At 68.0% G+C, this 18915-nt stretch carries 16 protein-coding genes; 8 read left to right on the forward strand and 8 right to left on the reverse strand.

Features of this window, described 5'->3' with window-relative positions:
* The first annotated feature begins 25 nt into the window (after nucleotides 1–25).
* Complete coding sequence (locus tag RDCOP1_RS01565; protein ID WP_072698306.1) at nucleotides 26–991, forward strand: COX15/CtaA family protein; 966 nt, start codon at nucleotides 26–28, stop codon at nucleotides 989–991.
* Nucleotides 992–1079: 88 nt separating this feature from the next.
* Here the strand turns inward: RDCOP1_RS01565 and RDCOP1_RS01570 are convergent, their stop codons facing one another.
* Nucleotides 1080–1433, reverse strand: a complete 354-nt coding sequence (locus RDCOP1_RS01570; protein WP_072698307.1) for a hypothetical protein — start codon at nucleotides 1431–1433, stop codon at nucleotides 1080–1082.
* Nucleotides 1434–1455: 22 nt separating this feature from the next.
* Here RDCOP1_RS01570 and RDCOP1_RS01575 point away from each other — a divergent pair, with 22 nt between their 5' ends.
* Nucleotides 1456–2421, forward strand: coding sequence for a quinone oxidoreductase family protein (locus RDCOP1_RS01575; protein ID WP_072698308.1), 966 nt, complete (start codon nucleotides 1456–1458; stop codon nucleotides 2419–2421).
* An 88-nt stretch (nucleotides 2422–2509) separates the two neighbouring features.
* Here RDCOP1_RS01575 and RDCOP1_RS01580 read toward each other — a convergent pair whose 3' ends face one another.
* Entirely contained in the window at nucleotides 2510–3490 is a 981-nt protein-coding gene (locus tag RDCOP1_RS01580) for a heme o synthase (protein ID WP_072698826.1), read from the reverse strand.
* A gap of 212 nt (nucleotides 3491–3702) precedes the next feature.
* Here RDCOP1_RS01580 and tkt point away from each other — a divergent pair, with 212 nt between their 5' ends.
* The 5 genes from tkt to pgl are packed head-to-tail and all read left to right on the forward strand — an operon-like array spanning nucleotide 3703 to nucleotide 10158.
* Entirely contained in the window at nucleotides 3703–5805 is a 2103-nt protein-coding gene (gene tkt / locus RDCOP1_RS01585; protein WP_072698309.1) for a transketolase, read from the forward strand.
* A 4-nt stretch (nucleotides 5806–5809) separates the two neighbouring features.
* Nucleotides 5810–6955: a transaldolase gene (gene tal, locus RDCOP1_RS01590; protein WP_072698310.1), complete on the forward strand. Its 1146-nt coding sequence runs from the start codon at nucleotides 5810–5812 to the stop codon at nucleotides 6953–6955.
* A 2-nt stretch (nucleotides 6956–6957) separates the two neighbouring features.
* Nucleotides 6958–8499, forward strand: coding sequence for a glucose-6-phosphate dehydrogenase (gene zwf / locus RDCOP1_RS01595; protein WP_072698311.1), 1542 nt, complete (start codon nucleotides 6958–6960; stop codon nucleotides 8497–8499).
* On the forward strand, nucleotides 8496–9404 hold the full coding sequence (gene opcA, locus RDCOP1_RS01600; protein ID WP_331827998.1) for a glucose-6-phosphate dehydrogenase assembly protein OpcA: 909 nt from the start codon (nucleotides 8496–8498) through the stop codon (nucleotides 9402–9404). Before zwf ends, opcA begins: the two co-directional genes overlap by 4 nt.
* Nucleotides 9397–10158: a 6-phosphogluconolactonase gene (gene pgl / locus RDCOP1_RS01605; RefSeq protein WP_072698314.1), complete on the forward strand. Its 762-nt coding sequence runs from the start codon at nucleotides 9397–9399 to the stop codon at nucleotides 10156–10158. Before opcA ends, pgl begins: the two co-directional genes overlap by 8 nt.
* Before the next feature lie 346 nt (nucleotides 10159–10504).
* On the opposite strand, the gene RDCOP1_RS01610 is transcribed toward pgl, so the two are convergent.
* Together RDCOP1_RS01610 and RDCOP1_RS01615 are read right to left on the reverse strand one after the other, a co-directional pair.
* Nucleotides 10505–12280 (reverse strand): GMC family oxidoreductase N-terminal domain-containing protein, encoded by a 1776-nt coding sequence (locus RDCOP1_RS01610; protein WP_072698315.1) that lies wholly within the window; start codon nucleotides 12278–12280, stop codon nucleotides 10505–10507.
* Nucleotides 12281–12961, reverse strand: coding sequence for a hypothetical protein (locus tag RDCOP1_RS01615; protein ID WP_072698316.1), 681 nt, complete (start codon nucleotides 12959–12961; stop codon nucleotides 12281–12283). It abuts the gene before it with no gap.
* Nucleotides 12962–13128: 167 nt separating this feature from the next.
* On the opposite strand from RDCOP1_RS01615, the gene RDCOP1_RS01620 reads away from it, so the two are divergent.
* The gene (locus RDCOP1_RS01620; RefSeq protein ID WP_072698317.1) at nucleotides 13129–13617 is read left to right on the forward strand and encodes an SRPBCC domain-containing protein; all 489 of its coding nucleotides are present in this window, start codon (nucleotides 13129–13131) and stop codon (nucleotides 13615–13617) included.
* A 15-nt stretch (nucleotides 13618–13632) separates the two neighbouring features.
* Here RDCOP1_RS01620 and RDCOP1_RS01625 read toward each other — a convergent pair whose 3' ends face one another.
* The 4 genes from RDCOP1_RS01625 to ppc form a co-directional block, all read right to left on the reverse strand.
* Entirely contained in the window at nucleotides 13633–14349 is a 717-nt protein-coding gene (locus RDCOP1_RS01625) for an SOS response-associated peptidase (protein ID WP_072698827.1), read from the reverse strand.
* Nucleotides 14350–14438: 89 nt separating this feature from the next.
* Complete coding sequence (locus RDCOP1_RS01630; protein ID WP_231922947.1) at nucleotides 14439–15668, reverse strand: RNA polymerase sigma factor; 1230 nt, start codon at nucleotides 15666–15668, stop codon at nucleotides 14439–14441.
* A gap of 14 nt (nucleotides 15669–15682) precedes the next feature.
* On the reverse strand, nucleotides 15683–16021 hold the full coding sequence (locus RDCOP1_RS01635; RefSeq protein WP_072698828.1) for a YciI family protein: 339 nt from the start codon (nucleotides 16019–16021) through the stop codon (nucleotides 15683–15685).
* 108 nt (nucleotides 16022–16129) lie between these two features.
* Complete coding sequence (gene ppc, locus RDCOP1_RS01640) at nucleotides 16130–18886, reverse strand: phosphoenolpyruvate carboxylase (RefSeq protein WP_072698319.1); 2757 nt, start codon at nucleotides 18884–18886, stop codon at nucleotides 16130–16132.
* Nucleotides 18887–18915: the final 29 nt, after the last annotated feature.

Below are 18915 nucleotides of genomic sequence, written 5' to 3' on the forward strand. Positions count from 1 at the left end.
TGGACGACGCCGTAGCATCGGCACCGTGTTGTATCGCGGCTACCTGAGTCTTGTCGACCGTCTCCCGCTGCCGTCTCTCCGGACGCAGCGGATCATCGCGCTCCTGACGATTCTCACCCAGGGTGGCATCGCAGTGACCGGTTCCGTGGTCCGCGTGACCGCGTCGGGACTCGGCTGCCCCACCTGGCCCCAGTGTTTCCCCGGATCGTTGGTCCCGGTCGGGGTGTCGAGCAACGTGCACACCCTGCACCAGGTCGTCGAGTTCGGGAACAGATTGCTCACGTTCGTCGTCGTCGCTGTCGCGGCGGCCATCGTCCTCGCGGTGACCCGGGCGCGCCGGCGCCGGGAAGTGATCGTGTGGGCCTGGCTCATGCCCGCCGGCACCGTCATCCAGGCCATCCTCGGCGGTATCACCGTCCTCGCGGGCCTGGTGTGGTGGACCGTCGCGATCCACATGCTCGCATCCATGCTGATGGTCTGGCTCGCCGTGATTCTCTACACCAAGGTGGGTGAACCGGACGACGGGGTGATGGTGCAGGTCTTGCCGCAGCCCCTCCGCTGGCTCACGGCACTGTCTGCCGTCGCACTGGCGGGCGTCCTCGTCCTGGGCACCATGGTCACCGGGGCCGGACCGCACGCCGGCGACAAGAGCATCGAGAACCCGGTGCCCCGCCTCGACCTCGACATCACGATGCTGGTGCACCTGCACGCAGAAGCCCTCGTCGGCTACCTCGCGCTGCTCGTCGGCCTCACCTTCGCGGTGTACGCCCTCCACGCCCCCGCGGCGGTCAAGACGCGGCTGAAGGTCGTACTCGCCCTCGTCGCCGTCCAGGCAGGTATCGGACTCGTGCAGTTCTGGACGGATGTGCCGGCGGTGCTGGTGGTGCTGCACGTCGCCGGCGCCGGTCTGTGCACCGCGGCGACCGCCGCCGTCTGGGCCGCCGGACGGGTACGCACCACTGCCCCGGCGCCTGAGCCCGTCCCGGTCTAGAAACCCCCTGCAACGACTCCGGGGCCGATCACATCGTCGATGTGAACGGCCCCGGAGTTGTTGTCCCGGAGTTGTTGTCCTGCCGGTGTCAGGAACGAACAGCCTGCTCGTTGCGCGCTTTCGGGAACTTGACCTGCCGGGCGACCCAGCCGGCCATCTTCTTCCAGTGCCCCGGCGCCGGATTCACGATGCTGGTCAGCTCCCGGTCCCACTCGGAGACGGTGACGTCCGGCAACGCATCGACGACCGCCCGGGCGGTCGGCAGATCCTTGGCCACGCGGTCACCGAGTGTCCCGTCGGCGGCGACGACCGTGACACGTACCCCGGAACGACCGATCGGCTGAAGAACGGCCTTGCCGGAGCCGCCGTGCTCGGCGACGAAGGTGCGAATGGACGAGACGATGGCGGCCGGTGCTGCCGCGACCTCTGTTTCGGCGCTCATGAAAGCAGAATACTGTGACGGAATGCGCGCAATCGAAGTGGCACAGTTCGGAGGCCCCGACGTCCTCGTTCCGGTGGAACGTCCCGACCCACAACCCGCTCCCGGCGACCTGCTCGTCCGCACCGACGCCATCGGCGTGAACTTCATCGACACGTACTTCCGCACGGGCATGTACCCCACCGACCTGCCCTATATCCCGGGCTCGGAAGGTACTGGCACCGTCGTCGCCGTCGGCTCGGATGTCCCGGACGACGTGATCGGTTCGCGGGTCTCCTGGTGCGCGGCTCCCGGGTCCTACGCGGAACTCGTGCGCGTGCCGCAGGAGGTGGCGGTGCCCGTGCCGGACGGGGTGCCCGCGGAGCAGGCCGCGTCCGCACTGCTGCAGGGCATGACCGCCCACTACCTCATCGAGTCGCTGTATCCCGCTCGGCCCGGGGAGACGGTGCTGGTCCACGCGGGCGCCGGCGGGGTGGGCCTGCTGCTGACCCAACTCGCCGCGGCGAAGGGCGTGCGCGTGATCACCACGGTCTCGTCCGACGCGAAAGAGGCGCTGTCCCGTGAGGCGGGTGCCGCCGAGGTGCTGCGCTACGAGGACGATGTCGCCGCCCGCGTCAGGGAACTCACGGACGGCGAAGGCGTCGCCGCGGCATACGACGGGGTGGGTGCGGCGACGTTCGAAGCGTCACTGGCGTCGGTCCGGATCCGCGGCACCGTGGCACTGTTCGGTGCTGCGAGCGGGCCGGTTCCCCCGTTCGATCTGCAGCGCCTCAACCCGGCGGGTTCGCTGTTCGTCACCCGGCCGACCCTCGCGCACTACACCCGCACCCGTGACGAACTGCTCTGGCGGGCGGGAGACGTGTTCGCCGCGATCGCCGACGGTTCCCTGCGCATCCGCGTCGGCGCGACCTACCCCCTGTCCGAAGCTGCGCGGGCACACACCGATCTTGCTGCCCGTCACACCACCGGGTCGGTCGTCCTGCTCCCCTGACGACACCGCGGGACGAGTAGGAGACTCCAGCAAGGACGAAGCCCCGCTCCGGTGAGGAGCGGGGCTTCGGTTCAGCGCGGGAGCCGGGTCAGAAGTAGGACCCGATCGTCGGCAGAGCCAGCACCGAGTCGACCGCCAGTCCGAGGCACACGACCGCGAGATAGTTGTTGGATTGCAGAAACAGCTTGAGCGGCTTGACCGAGGCGCCGCCGCGCACGCTGTTGTAGAGCTGGTGAGCGACGAACAGGAACCACGCCCCGGCGAGGATCGCCACCACCGCGTAGACGACGCCGGCGGCAGGCACGATCACCAGCGTCGCGATGACGGTCGCCCAGGTGTACAGAAGGATCTGCTTGGTGACGTGCTGCTCTGTCGCGATCACGGGCAGCATCGGCACACCAGCCGCCTTGTAGTCCTCCTTGTACCGCATCGCCAGCGCCCACGTGTGCGGCGGCGTCCAGAAGAACACGACCAGGAACAACACGACCGGTTCCCAGCTCAACGACCCGGTGACCGCAGCCCAGCCCACCATCACGGGCATGCATCCCGCGGCGCCGCCCCACACGACGTTCTGCCAGGTACGACGCTTGAGCACCATTGTGTAGACCAGCACGTAGAAAGCGATGGTGGCGACGACGAGCAGGCCCGACAGCAGGTTCGCCCGCCACCACAACCAGGCGAAGGACGCCACGCCGAGAAGAACACCGAAGACGAACGCGTTGCGGGTCGGCACGGTCTGACGCGCGAGCGGACGGAGCGCGGTGCGCTTCATCACCTTGTCGATGTCGGCGTCCACCACGCAGTTGAGGGAATTGGCACTCGCCGCACCCATCCAGCCACCGAACAGGGTGCTCAGGATCAGGACGATGTCGACGTGGCCGCGATCGGCGAAGAGCATCGCCGGAATCGTCGCGACCAGCAGCAACTCGATCACGCGGGGCTTGGTGAGCGCGATATAGGCGAGGACGGTGCCCGAGATACGTCCCCACGCGGTGTCGGGACGAGGAGGAGCACTCGGTGCTTCGGGGGCGCCGAAGCCGTGTCCTCCCGGCCGTTGCCCTGCCCGCACTCTGTCTCCTTGCACCACGCGAATCCGCACCTTCGCTCGCCCGTTCACGGTCGCCCGGTTCCGGACGCTCCTTACTACTACAAACGATGGTAGACGGCAGAGACTCACCGACCGAATCGACCCGCTCCACGGGGCGCACTAGTCTGAAGGAGCGCGCGGGCCATACTCTGCCCGCAGCCGCCCCGTATACCCATGTCAGGAGAATTCTGCTCGTGTCGATCACAGACGAGATCCGCACCCTCACTCAGCCGGCACATCCGGCCGACTGGACCGACCTGGACACCAAGGCGGTCGACACGGCCCGTGTGCTCGCCGCCGACGCGGTGCAGAAGGTCGGCAACGGGCACCCCGGCACCGCGATGAGCCTCGCTCCGTTGGCGTACACCCTGTACCAGCGCGTGATGCGACACGACCCGACCGATCCGAAGTGGGTCGGACGGGATCGCTTCGTGCTGTCCTGCGGGCACTCCAGCCTGACGCTGTACATCCAGCTGTACCTGTCCGGGTACGGCGTCGAACTCGCCGACCTCGAGGCGCTGCGCACGTGGGGTTCGCTGACCCCGGGCCACCCCGAGTACGGGCACACCGCCGGTGTCGAGATGACCACCGGCCCGCTCGGCCAGGGACTTGCCTCCGCCGTGGGTATGGCGATGGCCGCCCGCCGCGAGCGTGGCCTGTTCGACCCCGAGACTGCACCGGGCGAGAGCCCGTTCGACCACTTCGTCTACGTGGTCGCCTCCGACGGTGACATCGAGGAGGGCGTCACCTCCGAGGCCTCGTCCCTCGCGGGTGTGCAGGAACTCGGCAACCTGATCGTCTTCTACGACGCCAACAAGATCTCGATCGAGCACGACACCACGATCGCGCTCGGCGAGGACGTGTCGAAGCGGTACGAGGCGTACGGCTGGCACGTGCAGACCGTCGACGGCGGCGAGAACGTCACCGGCATCCTCGAGGCGGTCGAAGCCGCCAAGGCCGTCACCGATCGCCCGTCGCTCATCTCGGTGCGCACGATCATCGGTTATCCGGCTCCCACCAAGATGAACACCGGTGACGTGCACGGTGCCGCTCTGGGTGCCGACGAGGTCGCCGCAGTGAAGAAGGTGCTCGGCTTCGATCCGGAGAAGAGCTTCGACGTCGACCCGGCTGTGCTCGAGCATGCCCGGGGTGTCGTCGAACGCAACGCCAAGGCGCGTGACGCATGGCAGGCCGACTTCGAGGAATGGGCCCGCCGCGAGCCCGAGCGCAAGGAACTGTTCGACCGTCTGTACGCGGGCGAGTTCCCGGAGGGCTGGGTCGACGCCCTGCCGCTCTACGATCCGACCGACAGCGGTCCGGCCACGCGCAAGGCGTCGGGCAATGCGCTCGCGACCCTCGGCCCGATCCTGCCCGAGCTGTGGGGCGGGTCCGCCGACCTCGCCGGCAGCAACAACACCACGATCCCCGGCTCCGACTCGTTCGGGCCCACATCGATCTCCACCACCGACTGGACCGCCCAGCCGTACGGGCGCACCCTGCACTTCGGTATCCGCGAGCACGCGATGGGTTCGATCCTCAACGGCATCGCCCTGCACGGACCGACTCGGCCCTACGGTGGCACGTTCCTCGTCTTCTCCGACTACATGCGGCCCGCAGTGCGCCTGGCCGCGCTGATGCAGACGCCGGCCATCTATGTGTGGACGCACGACTCGATCGGGCTCGGCGAGGACGGCCCGACGCATCAGCCGATCGAGCACCTCGCGGCGCTGCGCGCAATCCCCAACCTTGCGGTGATCCGTCCGGCCGACGCCAACGAGACGTCCTTCGCGTGGAAGTCGGCGCTGGAGAACAAGACAGGTCCGACCGCGCTGGCGCTCACCCGCCAGAACGTGCCGGTTCTCGAAGGCACGCGTGAGAAGGCCGCCGAAGGTGTGGCCCGCGGTGCGTACGTCCTGTTCGAGGCGTCCACCGGAACCCCCGAGGTCGTTCTGCTCGCGACCGGCTCCGAGGTCGAGTTGGCCGTCGCTGCCCGCGAGACCCTCGAGGCCGACGGTGTGCCCACCCGGGTCGTCTCGGTGCCCGTGCTCGACTGGTTCCTCGAGCAGGACCAGGCCTACCGCGACGAGGTGCTCCCCCCGTCGGTCCGTGCCCGCGTTTCCGTCGAAGCCGGTCTCGCGATGCCCTGGTACCGGCTCATCGGCGACGCCGGCGAGGCCGTGTCGCTCGAGCACTTCGGTGCCTCCGCCGATTACAAGACCCTGTACCGCGAGTTCGGAATCACCGCAGAAGCCGTCGTCGACGCTGCGCGCCGCTCGCTGACCCGAGTGAAGGGATGATCGGATGACTTCACAGACCACCGCGCAGAACGAGGTGCTCGCCGCCCTCTCCGCACAAGGGGTGTCGGTGTGGCTGGACGACCTGTCGCGGGAGCGGATCGAATCCGGCAACCTCGCCGATCTGATCGCCACCCGCAGCGTGGTCGGAGTGACCACCAACCCGTCGATCTTCCAGGCGGCGTTGTCCAAGGGTCACGCGTACGACGCGCAGGTCCGTGAGCTCGCGGCGGGCGGTGCCGACGTCGAGGAGACCATCCTCGCCGTCACCACCGACGACGTTCGCTCCGCGTGCGACGTCCTCGCCCCCGTGTACGAGGCGACCGGCGGACTGGACGGACGCGTGTCGATCGAGGTCGATCCGCGTCTGGCTCACGCCACCGCCGAGACCGTCGCGCAGGCCAAGGAACTGTGGCGGGTCGTCGACCGTCCCAACCTGTTCATCAAGATCCCCGCGACGGTGGCCGGACTGCCGGCCATCGCACGAGTGATCGGCGAGGGCATCAGCGTCAACGTCACGCTGATCTTCTCCGTCGAGCGGTACGAGCGCGTGATCGAGGCATATCTGGACGGGCTCACCGCAGCCAAGGCGGCCGGCCACGACCTGTCGAAGATCCATTCGGTGGCGTCGTTCTTCGTCTCCCGCGTGGACACCGAGATCGATTCGCGGCTCGAGGAGATCGGCACGGACGCCGCGCTGGCATTGCGCGGCGAGGCGGGCGTCGCGAACGCCCGGTTGGCGTACGCCTCCTACCGCAAGGCATTCGAGTCCGGTGCCCGGTTCGAGCAACTCGCCGAGGCAGGTGCGCGCCCGCAGCGTGCACTGTGGGCCTCGACCGGCGTGAAGAACCCGGAGTACTCCGACACGATGTACGTCACCGAACTCGTGGCGCCGAACACCGTGAACACGATGCCGGAGAAGACGCTCGAAGCGGTCGCGGACCACGGCGAGATCACCGGCGACACCGTCACCGGCAACATCGCTGCGGCTCAGCAGGTCTTCGACGCCCTGGCCTCCGTGGGCATCGACCTGCCGGACGTGTTCCGCAAGCTCGAGGACGAGGGCCTCGAGAAGTTCGTCTCGTCCTGGAGCGAGCTGCTCGACGCCACTTCGGAGCAGCTGACCGCCCACGCTCCCGGCTCGGAGGGCTGAACGTGAGCGAATCCGGGACGGCGGAGTGGGTGAACCCGCTGCGGGACAGCAGGGATCGCCGGCTTCCTCGCATCGCAGGTCCGTGTGCTCTCGTCATCTTCGGCGTGACGGGCGATCTCGCCCGCCGCAAGTTGATGCCGGCGGTGTACGACCTGGCCAACCGCGGGCTCCTGCCGCCCGGATTCGCTCTCGTGGGTTTCGCTCGCAGGGAGTGGGGTGACGCCGAGTTCGGTGAAGTGGTGCACGACGCGGTGCGCAATCACTCACGCACCCCGTTCCGCGAGGAAGTCTGGCAGCGGCTCGCCGAAGGCATCCGTTTCGTCCAGGGCTCGTTCGACGACGACGCCGCGTTCGCCGAACTCGCCGAGACGCTCCACAAGCTCGACCAGGAGCGGGGCACGGGCGGTAACCACGCGTTCTACCTGTCGGTGCCGCCGGATGCGTTCCCCGTCGTGTGTGGGCAACTCGCGCGTTCGGGTCTCGCAGCGGCGCAGGACGACACGTGGAGCCGGGTGGTGATCGAAAAGCCGTTCGGCCACGACCTCCAGAGTGCTCGTGAACTGAATGCGGTCGTCGGCGAAGTGTTCTCCGAGGATTCGGTGTTCCGCATCGACCACTACCTCGGTAAGGAAACGGTTCAGAACATCCTGGCTCTGCGGTTCGCGAACCAGTTGTTCGATCCGATCTGGAACGCGCACTACGTCGACCACGTGCAGATCACGATGGCCGAGGACATCGGTCTCGGTGGCAGGGCGGGGTACTACGACGGGATCGGGGCGGCGCGCGACGTCATCCAGAACCACCTGTTGCAGTTGCTCGCGTTCACCGCGATGGAAGAGCCCATCAGCTTCGCGCCGTCCGAACTGCGCGCGGAGAAGATCAAGGTGCTGTCCGCGACCCGCCTCGCCGAGCCACTCGACGAAACCACCGCCCGCGGTCAGTACACCGGTGGCTGGCAGGGCGGCGAGCGGGTGGTCGGGTTGCTCGAGGAGAAGGGTTTCGCGGCGGACTCGACGACCGAGACGTATGCGGCGATCACTCTCGAAGTCGACACCCGCCGATGGGCGGGCGTGCCTTTCTATCTTCGGACCGGGAAGCGTCTGGGCCGCCGCGTGACGGAGATCGCCGTGGTGTTCAAGCGAGCACCGCACCTTCCGTTCGACACGACGATGACAACCGATCTCGGACAGAATGCGCTCGTCATCCGGGTGCAGCCCGACGAGGGTGTCACGATGCGCTTCGGGTCGAAGGTCCCCGGCTCCGAGATGGAGGTGCGCGACGTGAACATGGACTTCAGTTACGGGCAGGCGTTCACGGTGTCCTCCCCGGAGGCGTACGAACGGCTACTGCTCGACGTGCTGCTCGGTGAGCCTTCACTGTTTCCGGTGGACGAAGAGGTCGAGTTGTCCTGGAAGATCCTCGATCCGGTTCTCGAGCACTGGGCCGCGAAGGGCCGGCCGGAACCGTACGAGGCGGGAAGCTGGGGCACGGCCTCGTCCGAAGAGATGTTGCGCCGATCCGGCCGGGAATGGAGGCGGCCGTGAGACTGCAACTGCGCAACACCTCCGCGGTGGATGTCAGCAAGAAACTCGTCGAGTTGCGCCGGACCGGCGGCATCGTCACGCAGGGCAGGGTTCTCACGCTCATCGTGTGCGCGGGCGAGGCCCGGGGAATCGAAGCTGCGATCTCGGCGGCGACCGACGCGGCGCGTGAGCACCCGTGCCGCGTCATCGTCGTCGGACGCGGTCGCGCCGAGGGCCCGTCCCGTCTCGACGCGGAGATCCGCGTCGGCGGTGAAGCCGGTGCGTCCGAGGTGCTGATCCTGGCGCTGCACGGTGAACTCGCCGACCATCAGGAATCGGTCGTGGTGCCGTTCCTGCTGCCCGACACGCCCGTCGTCGCGTGGTGGCCCGGACAGGCGCCGCCGATCCCTGCCCAGGACCCGGTCGGACGGTTGGCGGTTCGCCGGCTCACCGACACGACGAACGCGCTCGATCCGCGTACCGACCTGTTCTCACGGTTGTCCGGCTACACCCCCGGCGACACCGATCTGGCGTGGGCGCGGATCACCTACTGGCGGGCGCTCCTGGTGTCGGCGCTCGAGCAACCTCCGCACGAGCAGATCGTCTCTGCCCACGTCTCGGGTCTGCAGACCGAACCTGCCATCGATCTGCTCGCGGGATGGCTCGCGAGTCGCATCGACTGCCCGGTGCAACGCGCTACCGGCGCCCTGCGCGTCGAACTGCGCACCACTTCGCAGACGATCGCGCTGGGACGGCCCCAGGAAGGGCGCGTCGCCACGCTCGAGCGGACCGACAAGCCGGCGTCGTTGATCACGCTGGCCCGGAGGGACTCCGCGGAGTGCCTCGCCGAAGAGTTGCGCCGACTCGATCCCGATGTCATCTACGAGGCCGCGCTGTCGGCCCTGCCGAAGGTGGAATATGTCTGAACCCGTCAGCGCCCCCACCGAAGTCCTGACCTTCGCCGACCCCGACGCCGTCGCGCGCGCGGCGGCGAAAGCCTTCGTCGACGCCGTTGTCGCGGCTCAGCGCGAACGGTTGCAGGCGCACGTGGTTCTTACCGGAGGCGGGACGGGCATCGCGATGCTCGAGCACGTCGGCCGTGATCAGGGCGGGATCGACTGGTCGGCGGTGAACGTGTACTTCGGTGACGAGCGGTTCCTTCCCGCAGGCGATCCCGACCGCAACGAGGTGCAGGCCAGGGCCGCGTTGCTCGACCACGTGCCGATCGACCCGGCACGCATCCACACGATGCCGGCACTGGGCGAAGACGGGTGCGCCACGCCCGCAGAGTCCGCGGAGCGTTACGCCCGTCGTCTCGCCGCACAGTCCGCCGACGGATCCCTACCGGACTTCGACGTCCATCTGCTGGGCATGGGCGGCGAGGGACACATCAACTCGCTCTTCCCGCACACCGACGCGGTGCGCGAGCCGGATCGTTTCGTCGTCGGGGTGGAGGATTCGCCGAAGCCCCCACCCGCGCGAGTGACCTTGACGTTGCCCGCCGTGCAGCGTGCCCGTCAGGTGTGGTTGCTGGTCACCGGAGAGAACAAGGCCGACGCGGTCGCCGCGGCGATCGCAGGGGCGAACCCCGAGGAGATTCCCGCAGCGGGTGCGGTCGGGCGTGAACGAACCGTGTGGTTCGTCGACACGGCTGCGGCCGTCGCCCTCCCGAAGTCCTGACGAACGATCCTCGATGTCCGCCGCGGTCGCGGCGTCATCGAGGATCGTTGTCACGATCGGAATCGTCCACCGGGGTGCGCGGTGCAGCGTCGTCGGTGCCCTGCCGGATACAACGGAACTGCACCGACGATCGCGGGCCGCGCATCGCGCGCGCGGCGGTGAGCCGGGGACGTCCGGGAACGCATCGCGTCGTTCGTGGGTCCATGAGGGTTGACACCTCCTGTGGTGGGCCGCTTTCGTTTTCGGCCCTTGTCACGTTCGACGCACCGATACGCGCACCGGTTCCCAGGCCCGGGAAATCGAACGGGCGCTTCGCACTCCCGGCAACCCGCCGGCTCCCGCGAACCTAGAGCCCCCGCGCGATGACGGCCTCCGTGACGCGATCGTCGATCGACGACACCGGATCCTCGCGCCCAACCCATGCTTCCCCACCGAAGTACTTCTCGACGATCTTCTCTGCGGTCCGGGTGGCGACTGCCTGCGTGGTGAGGGTCGGGTTGGGACCGCCGAGACTGTTGGCGAGCGCCGAATTATCGGTGATGAACAGACGTTTGACCCAGCGTGCTTCCGCGTCCGAATCGAGCACCGAGTCGTGTTCGTCGATCCCCATCCGCATGCTCGACTGCGAATGCAGAATCAGCGGCGGCCAGTCGCACCGGTGCACCGATTTCGCGCCTGCCGCACGCATCAGTTCGACGGCCTTGCGCGTCGCGTACTCACGGTTGCGTTTGGTGCGCGCCGACCGGTTCCGGTGGTTCATCGTCACTTTCGGGGCGAGTCCGCCTTCGCTCGGAAGCAGCACCGGAGACAGCGTCACCCGGTTCTCCGGTTCGACGTCGTCGCCGGATATGACGAGTGCGGCCAGCACACGGTCGGTGTCGGACATCGTGTTCAGCAGATCGCGGCCCACGAGCCTGCCGAGGCTGTCCGCACCCGCGGAATCGACCACTCCCCCGGCGCGTCCGTACCCGTGGATACCGGAGTCGCTGAAGTTCAGCGCGTAGGCGATGAGCGCCGGCGGCAGACCGAGTTGCTCGACGCCGCCGTACCCGGGCAGGTCGACACGCGCGTTCGAGCCCGGGCCTCTGGTCTGGCCCGTGTATTCGTCGAACACCCCGAACACGCAGTCCATGTGGTGATCCGTCAATCCGCGGCCGACCCACCCGTTCGGGTTGGGCAGACCGGAACCCAGCCACAGCCGCGGCGACTCGATACACCCGGCCGCGAGCACGACCACAGCAGCGCTCGCCTCGTGCTGCGCGCCGTCGGAAGTGGTGGTGAACCGCACGCCGCGCGCAGTCGTCTCTCCATGGACCTCCTCGAAGAGGATGTTCGTGACGACGGCATCGGTGACCAGGGTGACCGCACGCCCGTGAGGTGACCACGCGTCGGCAGTAAGCATCATCGGAACGTACGAATTGTCGGTCGACCTTTTGGCTTTGAGATTGCGCGGCGCGCCGAGCGGGAGGTAGCACCCTTGGTAGCAGTGGCCGCACATGGTGCACCCGCGCGCGTCCGGATAGTGCAGCAGCGCAGGGTCGCGGGTGCGTCCCGCAGTTCCACCGGGCTGCAGGATCGCGTTCTGCTGCGCACGGTAGGACGGTTCGGTGGTGTCGAGCTTGGTCTGATGTGCCAAGCCGAGCGCGGCGGCCCCACGGAGGAACACCTGTTCCTTGGCGCCCATGGGTGCGGTCTGCACCGGTAGTGTCGCCTCGACCCATTCGTAGTAGCGGCGCAACTCCCCGTACTCGAACGGGAACAGATGCGCCGTGTCGTACATGTCCCGGTCGGGGGCGTCGTACCCGGCGAACGCACCCGCCGCGGCTCGTGGTGAATTACCGAAGAAGTGCAGCGTGGTGCCACCGACCCCGGCGACCTGCCACACATACGATTGCTGCGGAACATCGCGCAACCACGGCGTGCGGGACCGATCACCGGGACCTTGCCGCAGATATCCCGTGATCGGGTTGTTGGCGTCGTCTTCGAAATGCGTCCACTCGTTCTCCGGGTCGGCGAATCGCGGGCCGGCCTCGAGTACGAGGACATCGAGTCCACGTGCCGCCAGCTCCTTCGCCACCACAGGACCGCCGCCGCCCGATCCCACAACGATTACGTCGGTCATCTACGCCTCCACCTTGTCGATCCCGCGGTAGTACCCGATCACTTCGTCCCATCCGTCACTCGGACCGGCGTAGTTGCTCAGGTCCCAGCCGACCGGACGGCCCGTCGTCTTCCGTTCGACCGGATCGAACGCCGACACCTCCGAGAACGCGGCGAAGGCGGCGAGGGTCGGCAGCGAGTTCACCACGAACCGCACGATGAAATTCTCGAAGCGTGGGTCGGTGTCGAGCCACTCGAACACGAGCGCCTTCTTCGCATGGTCCAGGTTGGCGAACGGCGCCGCGAACGGCCCGTTCGAAGCGCCCGGATCGGCGGTGGCAGCAAAGATGTTGAGCAGCACCGCAACTCCGGCTGCGCCCGGAAGGGGAACTCCGACTCCTCCGAACAGCGGAATCGCGAGCGCCCGGTCGAGGGTGCGCTCGAGCGACGCCGCGGTGTCCGGAGTCACCCCGCCGGGCCGGTCGGTGGCCACTCCCTGGTGTTGTGAGTACGGGTCGTTCCCCGGAACGACGAACGACAGCACCCCGTTGATGGTGTCGCGCACCGGGGGCGCGGGTGCCGCGGGTTGAGCACCTGCCGCGGGGACACCCAGCATGCTCAGCGCGGCGAGCGCTGCTCCACTCCCGATGAATCCGGTCAGAAACTGCCGGCGGTTCCACGAACCGTCGTGCTCACAGTTCACCCTCGCCCCCTCCGTCGGTGAAGTTTCAACTGACGGGAGTGTACGGACGAACCGGTCAAAATTCGGGGAGGTCGGCAATCCTCGAACGGAACGGATGCGACGCCCGTTCGCCTTCGGACACCGGGACGATCTATCACACTGGCAGGCGAAGACGAGGAGAGCAGCCGATGAGCACACCCGACACTGTCATGGGAGAAGTTCGACCGGAAAGCGATTGTCCGCAGGACACGTCGCTGGTCAGACTGGTTTATCGCCGCAGTTTCGCGTTGCCGGCCGGGGAGATCTGGGAAGCGTTCACGGACCCGCGACAGTTGTCGCGGTGGTACGGCACCTTCACCGGCGATCCCGCCACGGGACACGTGCGGCTGACGATGACCGACGAACACGATTCGGCGACCGTCGACGTCCGGATTCTCCGGTGCACTCCCCCGGCCGGCTTTTCGCTGGATGTGGACGGCTGGTTGCTCACGGTCGACTTGCGCACTGTGGGCCGTGTGACCACACTCGACTTCACGCACTCTCACGTGCCGCGATCGGAGGCCGGCGAGATCGGGCCGGGATGGCAGTACTACCTGGATCGTCTCGACGCTGCCCTCAGCGGCGGTCCCCTCCCCCGGTGGATCGATTACCTGTCTCTGGTCGACGAGTACCGGTGACCGGCCTGCGCCGGGTCAACGGTGCACTGGCCGCAGCAGGTCCGGTGTGTTGTTGCGCGGCGAATTGACCGCGGTGCTCACCTCGTAGGGCTCGAGACGGGGTTCGGGGATCGAGTCGAGTAACGCGTCGACGTCGTCGCGGTCGGTCAGCGTCGTGTCGAGCCACGGGTCGACGAACGTCTCCGGGAGCACGACCGGCGAGCGGTCGTGGATATGCCCTGCGGCGTCGGTCGCCGGGCGGGTGAGCACCGTGCAGGTCCACAACCAGCGCTCCGGGTCGCCTTCGGGCAGTTCGGGATTCGGCCACAACTCGTAGAGTCCCGCCATCGAGATCGGCGCGTCCCCGTGCAGGAAGAAGGGGATCTTCTTCCCGTCCTCGTTCTTCATCCACTCGTAGTATCCGTCTGCGGGAAGTATGCAGCGCCGCCGGGAGGCAGCGGCCTTGAAAGCCGGTTTCTGCGTGATCGTCTCCGAACGCGCGTTGATCATGCGTGCACCGATCTTCGGGTCCTTCGCCCACGACGGGACGAGACCCCAGTGCAGCCGAGACGAGACCAGGCGCACCGGATCCGCATCGGGGTCGTCGCGCGGTGTGCGCACGAGCACCGCATTGACCCGCTGCGTGGGGGCGACGTTGTACGACGGTGGCAGTTCCTCACCGACCGCTGCTGCTGCGTCGTAGGTGGCGAGCAGGTCCTCCCGCGTACTCGTGCTTGCATACCGTCCACACACGACATCCCTTTCCGTCGGCTGCCTGTACGAGTTCTCGTGTCCGGACGGAACCCGATCTGCCTGTGCGCGCGGAGCTTCCGCGCACATAGTCACCCGGAGCCCTCTTCGAATGCGGCCAGGCGAGCGCGGATACGGCGGCGTTCCGGTTCGGTGCCGGCCAGATCCGACGCGCGCCGGAAAGCGAACTTCGCGTCGGCGTCACGACCGAGTCGGCTGAGCAAGTCGGCGCGGGCCGCGTGGTACGGGTAGTGGTCGCGGAGGACGGGCTCGGCGGCCAGGGAGTCGAGCAGTTCCAGGCCGGCTGCGGGCCCGTCACGCATCGCGACCGCGACCGCACGGTTCGCGGCCACCAACGGCGAGGGTGTGAGTGCGAGCAGCACCCCGTAGAGTGCGACGATCTGGGGCCAGTCGGTGGACTCGGCGTCGGGTGCCTCGTCGTGAAGGGCGGCGATCGCCGCCTGCACTGCGTACGGGCCGGGCAGCCCGGCGGACAGCGCCTCGACCACCAGCACTCGGCCTTCGTCGATCATCTCCCTGTCCCACCGGGTCCGGTCCTGGTCGTCGAGGAGCACGATTTCACCTGCGGCGTCGGTGCGGGCGTCGCGGCGAGCGTGGACGAGGAGCACCAGCGCAAGCAACCCGGCCACCTCGCGTTGTCCGGGCATGAGCCGGTGCAGGATGCGGGCCAGGCGGATCGACTCCTCCGCCAGATCCGGACGTTGCAGATCGGCGCCGCTACTGGCGGCGTACCCCTCGGTGAAGATCGAATACAGGGCGCCGAGGACCACCGGGACCCGCTCGTGCAGTTCGTCGGGGCGAGGAACCCGGAACGGTATCTGCGCACCGCGGATCTTCTTCTTGGCGCGCACTATTCGCTGCGCCATGGTGGTATGAGGGACGAGGAACGCGCGGGCCACCTCGCCTGTCGTGAGACCGCCGAGACAACGCAGGATCAGAGCGACGCGGTCGTCGGCCGCAAGTGCGGGGTGGGCACACGTGAAGAAGAGTTCGAGCCGTTCGTCGGGCAACTCGTCCGCGAGAGGCTGCGGGGAGCCACGACGCTCGGTGTCGATCGCCAGCTGCGCCAACCGCTGCGCGTAGACCCGGTCACGTCGAACCCGGTCCAGCGCACGGCGGCGGGCAGTGGTGAACAGCCAGGCGCCCGGCCGGTCGGGCACCCCGTCGACCGGCCAGTGCACGAGCGCGGCCTCGAGCGCATCGGATGCAGCTTCTTCGGCAAGGTCGAGATCACCGAAGCGGTGTACCAGGCCGGCGAGAAGCCGGCCGTGCTCCTCGCGGAACACGGCCTCGGCCGACACCCCTGCATCCACGGCTACTCGCCGAACTCGGCAATCGGGCGCACGACCACCGTGCCACCGTCGCGGGAGCCCGGGCACCGCGACGCCCACTCGATCGCGGAGTCCAGGTCCGGCACATCGATGACGTCGTAACCTCCGAGCACCTCCCTGGTCTCGGCGAACGGCCCGTCCGTCACGGTGCGGCGTCCATCCGCGCCGACCTGGACGGCCGTCGCGGTGACGAGGTCCTGCAGCGAATGGCCGGTGACCAGCACGCCGGCGTCCCGCATCGCCTTCTCGTAGTCCTGCCAGTCCTCGACGGAGCAGGTGCTCTCGTCGGTCGCGGATGTGTAGATCAGCAGCATGTACTTCATCGTCATCTCCTGTCGTCAGCCGTACAGCGATTTTCGCCGTACGTCATGACGACGAACGGCACCCACCGGAATCGACACCACTGTGAAAAGTGTTTTCGGTCCGGGTCGTCAGCCGCTGTTGCGGAGCGCCGTGGCCAGCCCGTTCATCGTCAGCTGGATACCCCGGCGCACCTGCTCGGTGTCCTCCCCCGCCCGGAACCGCCGCAACAGCTCGACCTGCAGGTGGTTGAGCGGCTCCAGGTACGGGAACCGGTTGTGCAGCGAACGCTCCAGCGCCGGATTGTCGGCGACGAGCGAGTCGTAGCCTGTGATCCGCCGGTAGGCCTCGACGGTCCGCGCGTGTTCTTCGACGATCTGGCCGAAGACTCGTTCCCTCAGGTCGGTGTCCTCGACCAGCTCCGAGTAGCGAGCGGCGAGTTCGAGGTCCGACTTGGCCAGCACCTGCGCCATGTTCGACAGCACCGTGCGGAAGAACGGCCACCGCCGATACAGGGTCCTCAAGGACTCGAGCCGCTCTGGGTCGTCGCCGACCCAGTCGGTGACGGCGCTGCCCGTTCCGTACCAGCCGGGCAGCATCACCCGGCTCTGCGTCCACGCGAGCACCCAGGGAATCGCCCGCAGGTCGGCGATGGCCTCCGTGGGTTTGCGCGACGACGGCCTGCTGCCGATGTTGAGCGCCCCGATCTCCGCGACGGGGGTGGAGGTCGTGAAGTACTCGACGAACCCGGGCGTGTCGTGAACGAGTCGCCGATAGGAGTCGCGGGCGAGGTCGGCGAGTTCGTCGAAGATCCGGTAGGCGGCCGACGCGTCCGAGCCGAGACCTTCGACGTCGAGGAGAGTCGATTCGAGGGTCGCGGCGACCAGGGCCTCGAGGTTGCGGCGCGCCAGGACGGGTTCGCGGTACTTCGCGGCAATCACCTCCCCCTGCTCGGTCAACCGCAGCGAGCCCTGCACCGCTCCGGGGGGTTGGGCGAGGATGGCGTCGTAGCTGGGACCTCCCCCACGTCCGACGGTGCCGCCGCGACCGTGGAACAGACGCAGGCGCACCCCAGCGGCGCGGGAGACCTCGACGAGGTCGAGTTCCGCGCGATACAGCGCCCAGTTGGCGGCGAGATAACCACCGTCCTTGTTGGAATCGGAGTAGCCGAGCATGACCTCCTGCAGGCCGTCGTGCGCGTCGACGAGGCTGCGGAACTCGGGCACGGCCAGAGCGGCGGTCAGTGTCGAGGCACCGCCGCGGAGATCTTCGATGGTCTCGAACAGCGGAATCACCTGGACACTGCTGCGCGGGTAACCGGCGTCCAGATCGAGCAGCCCGACTTCCTTGAGCAGCACTTCCACCTCGAGCAGATCCGAGACCGACGTGCACATGCTGATGATGTAGTGCTCGATCGCGGCATTCCCGATGCGCTGCACCACATTTGCCGCCGCCCGCAGGATGCCGAGTTCCTTGGCCGTCTCCTCCGACAGCTGCGCGTCCGGGCTCGTCAGGGGCCGGCGGATGCGCAGTTCGGCGGTGAGCAACGCGACCTTGTCGTCTTCCGACAGCGCCGCATAGCGGTCGGTCACCCCGGCCCAGGACAGGAGCTCGGCGATCACCCGTTCGTGCACGTCGGAGTTCTGCCTGAGATCCAACGGCGCGAGGTGGAAACCGAAGACTTCGACCGCCCCGCGAAGGCGTGCGAGCCGATCGTCGGCGATCACCCCGGCCCCGCCTGCGCGCAGCGACGCGTCGACCACCGCCAGATCGGCAAGTAGTTGCGCGGGGGTGCGGTACGGCCGGCGCGGTTCGTCGACGGTGCCGGGAAGATCGACTCCCGGCAACAGGTGGGAACCGGTCGCCGTGAGCCGACCGCGGATGCCTCTCACGGCCCGTCGGTACGGCTCGTCGTCACGGGCCGGATCGTCGTCGCCGGAGAGGTCGGCGAGTTCTTGCAGGGGGACGGTGACGACGGTGGTACGCGCCGACATCGACAACTCCCGTTCGAGTGCAGCGAGTTCGGTGAGGTGGTGGCGCAACGCAGTCGCGCAGGCCCGGTCGGCGGCGGTGGTGACGACCTCGGCGTCGACGTTGGGGTTTCCGTCCCGGTCACCGCCGATCCACGTGCCGGGGCGGACGATCGGCCGGGTGAGGACAGCCGCGTCGGGCCACCGTCGGCGCAGTTCGCGGCGGACCTCCGCGTTGAGGGTCGGCACCACGTCGAAGAATGCAAGGTCGTAGTAGCGCAGACCGTTGTCGATCTCGTCACTGATCCGCAACCGCGACAGCCGGATCAGCGCGGTCTGCCACAGGGTGAGGATCTGCCGGTACAGAGCGCGGTCGAGTTCGTCCCGTTCGTGCGGGTCGACGGTGTGGTTGCGCCTGCGCATGAGTTCGGTGACGGTGGTCTGCACATCGAACACGGTGCGGCGCCGGGTTTCGGTGGGGTGCGCGGTGATCACCGGAGCGACGAGTGCATCCGCGAGCGCATCGGCAACCGAGTCTGCGTCGAGGCCGACCGCGTCGAGCTTGACGTAGGTCGCGGCGAGAGCGCTGTCCTGCGGAGGATCGCCGGCCTGGAGATGCACGGCTCGCCGTCGTTCGCTGTGAAGATCCTCGGCCAGGTTGGCGAGGAGCCCGAAGTGGCTGAACGCCCGCGCGACCGGAATCAGGCTTCCGGTCTCGACGGCGGCGAACCGTGAGGCGAGATCGGCGCGGTCCATCTCCGATCGCCGGATGCGGAAACTCGCGACCCTTGCCGCCTCGACGAGGTCGAAGATCTCCTCGCCCGCCTGGTCGCGGACGACGTTGCCGAGGATGCCGCCGAGGAGCCGGATGTCGTCGCGCAGGGGTTCGGTGGCCGAAGCCGGCGGGGAGTCCGTCATGCGGCCAGTATCGGCGCCTCGGCGCCGAT

Source organism: Rhodococcus coprophilus NBRC 100603, from assembly GCF_001895045.1.
Lineage (GTDB): Bacteria > Actinomycetota > Actinomycetes > Mycobacteriales > Mycobacteriaceae > Rhodococcus > Rhodococcus coprophilus.

Bases quoted from the DNA above. Each gene is read 5' to 3' on its own strand.
- RDCOP1_RS01570 (WP_072698307.1), bottom strand. From the start codon at position 1,433: ATGAGCGCCGAAACAGAGGTCGCGGCAGCACCGGCCGCCATCGTCTCG.
- RDCOP1_RS01575 (WP_072698308.1), top strand. From the start codon at position 1,456: ATGCGCGCAATCGAAGTGGCACAGTTCGGAGGCCCCGACGTCCTCGTT.
- tal (WP_072698310.1), top strand. From the start codon at position 5,810: ATGACTTCACAGACCACCGCGCAGAACGAGGTGCTCGCCGCCCTCTCC.
- pgl (WP_072698314.1), top strand. From the start codon at position 9,397: ATGTCTGAACCCGTCAGCGCCCCCACCGAAGTCCTGACCTTCGCCGAC.
- RDCOP1_RS01610 (WP_072698315.1), bottom strand. From the start codon at position 12,280: ATGACCGACGTAATCGTTGTGGGATCGGGCGGCGGCGGTCCTGTGGTG.
- RDCOP1_RS01620 (WP_072698317.1), top strand. From the start codon at position 13,129: ATGAGCACACCCGACACTGTCATGGGAGAAGTTCGACCGGAAAGCGAT.
- RDCOP1_RS01635 (WP_072698828.1), bottom strand. From the start codon at position 16,021: ATGAAGTACATGCTGCTGATCTACACATCCGCGACCGACGAGAGCACC.
- ppc (WP_072698319.1), bottom strand. From the start codon at position 18,886: ATGACGGACTCCCCGCCGGCTTCGGCCACCGAACCCCTGCGCGACGAC.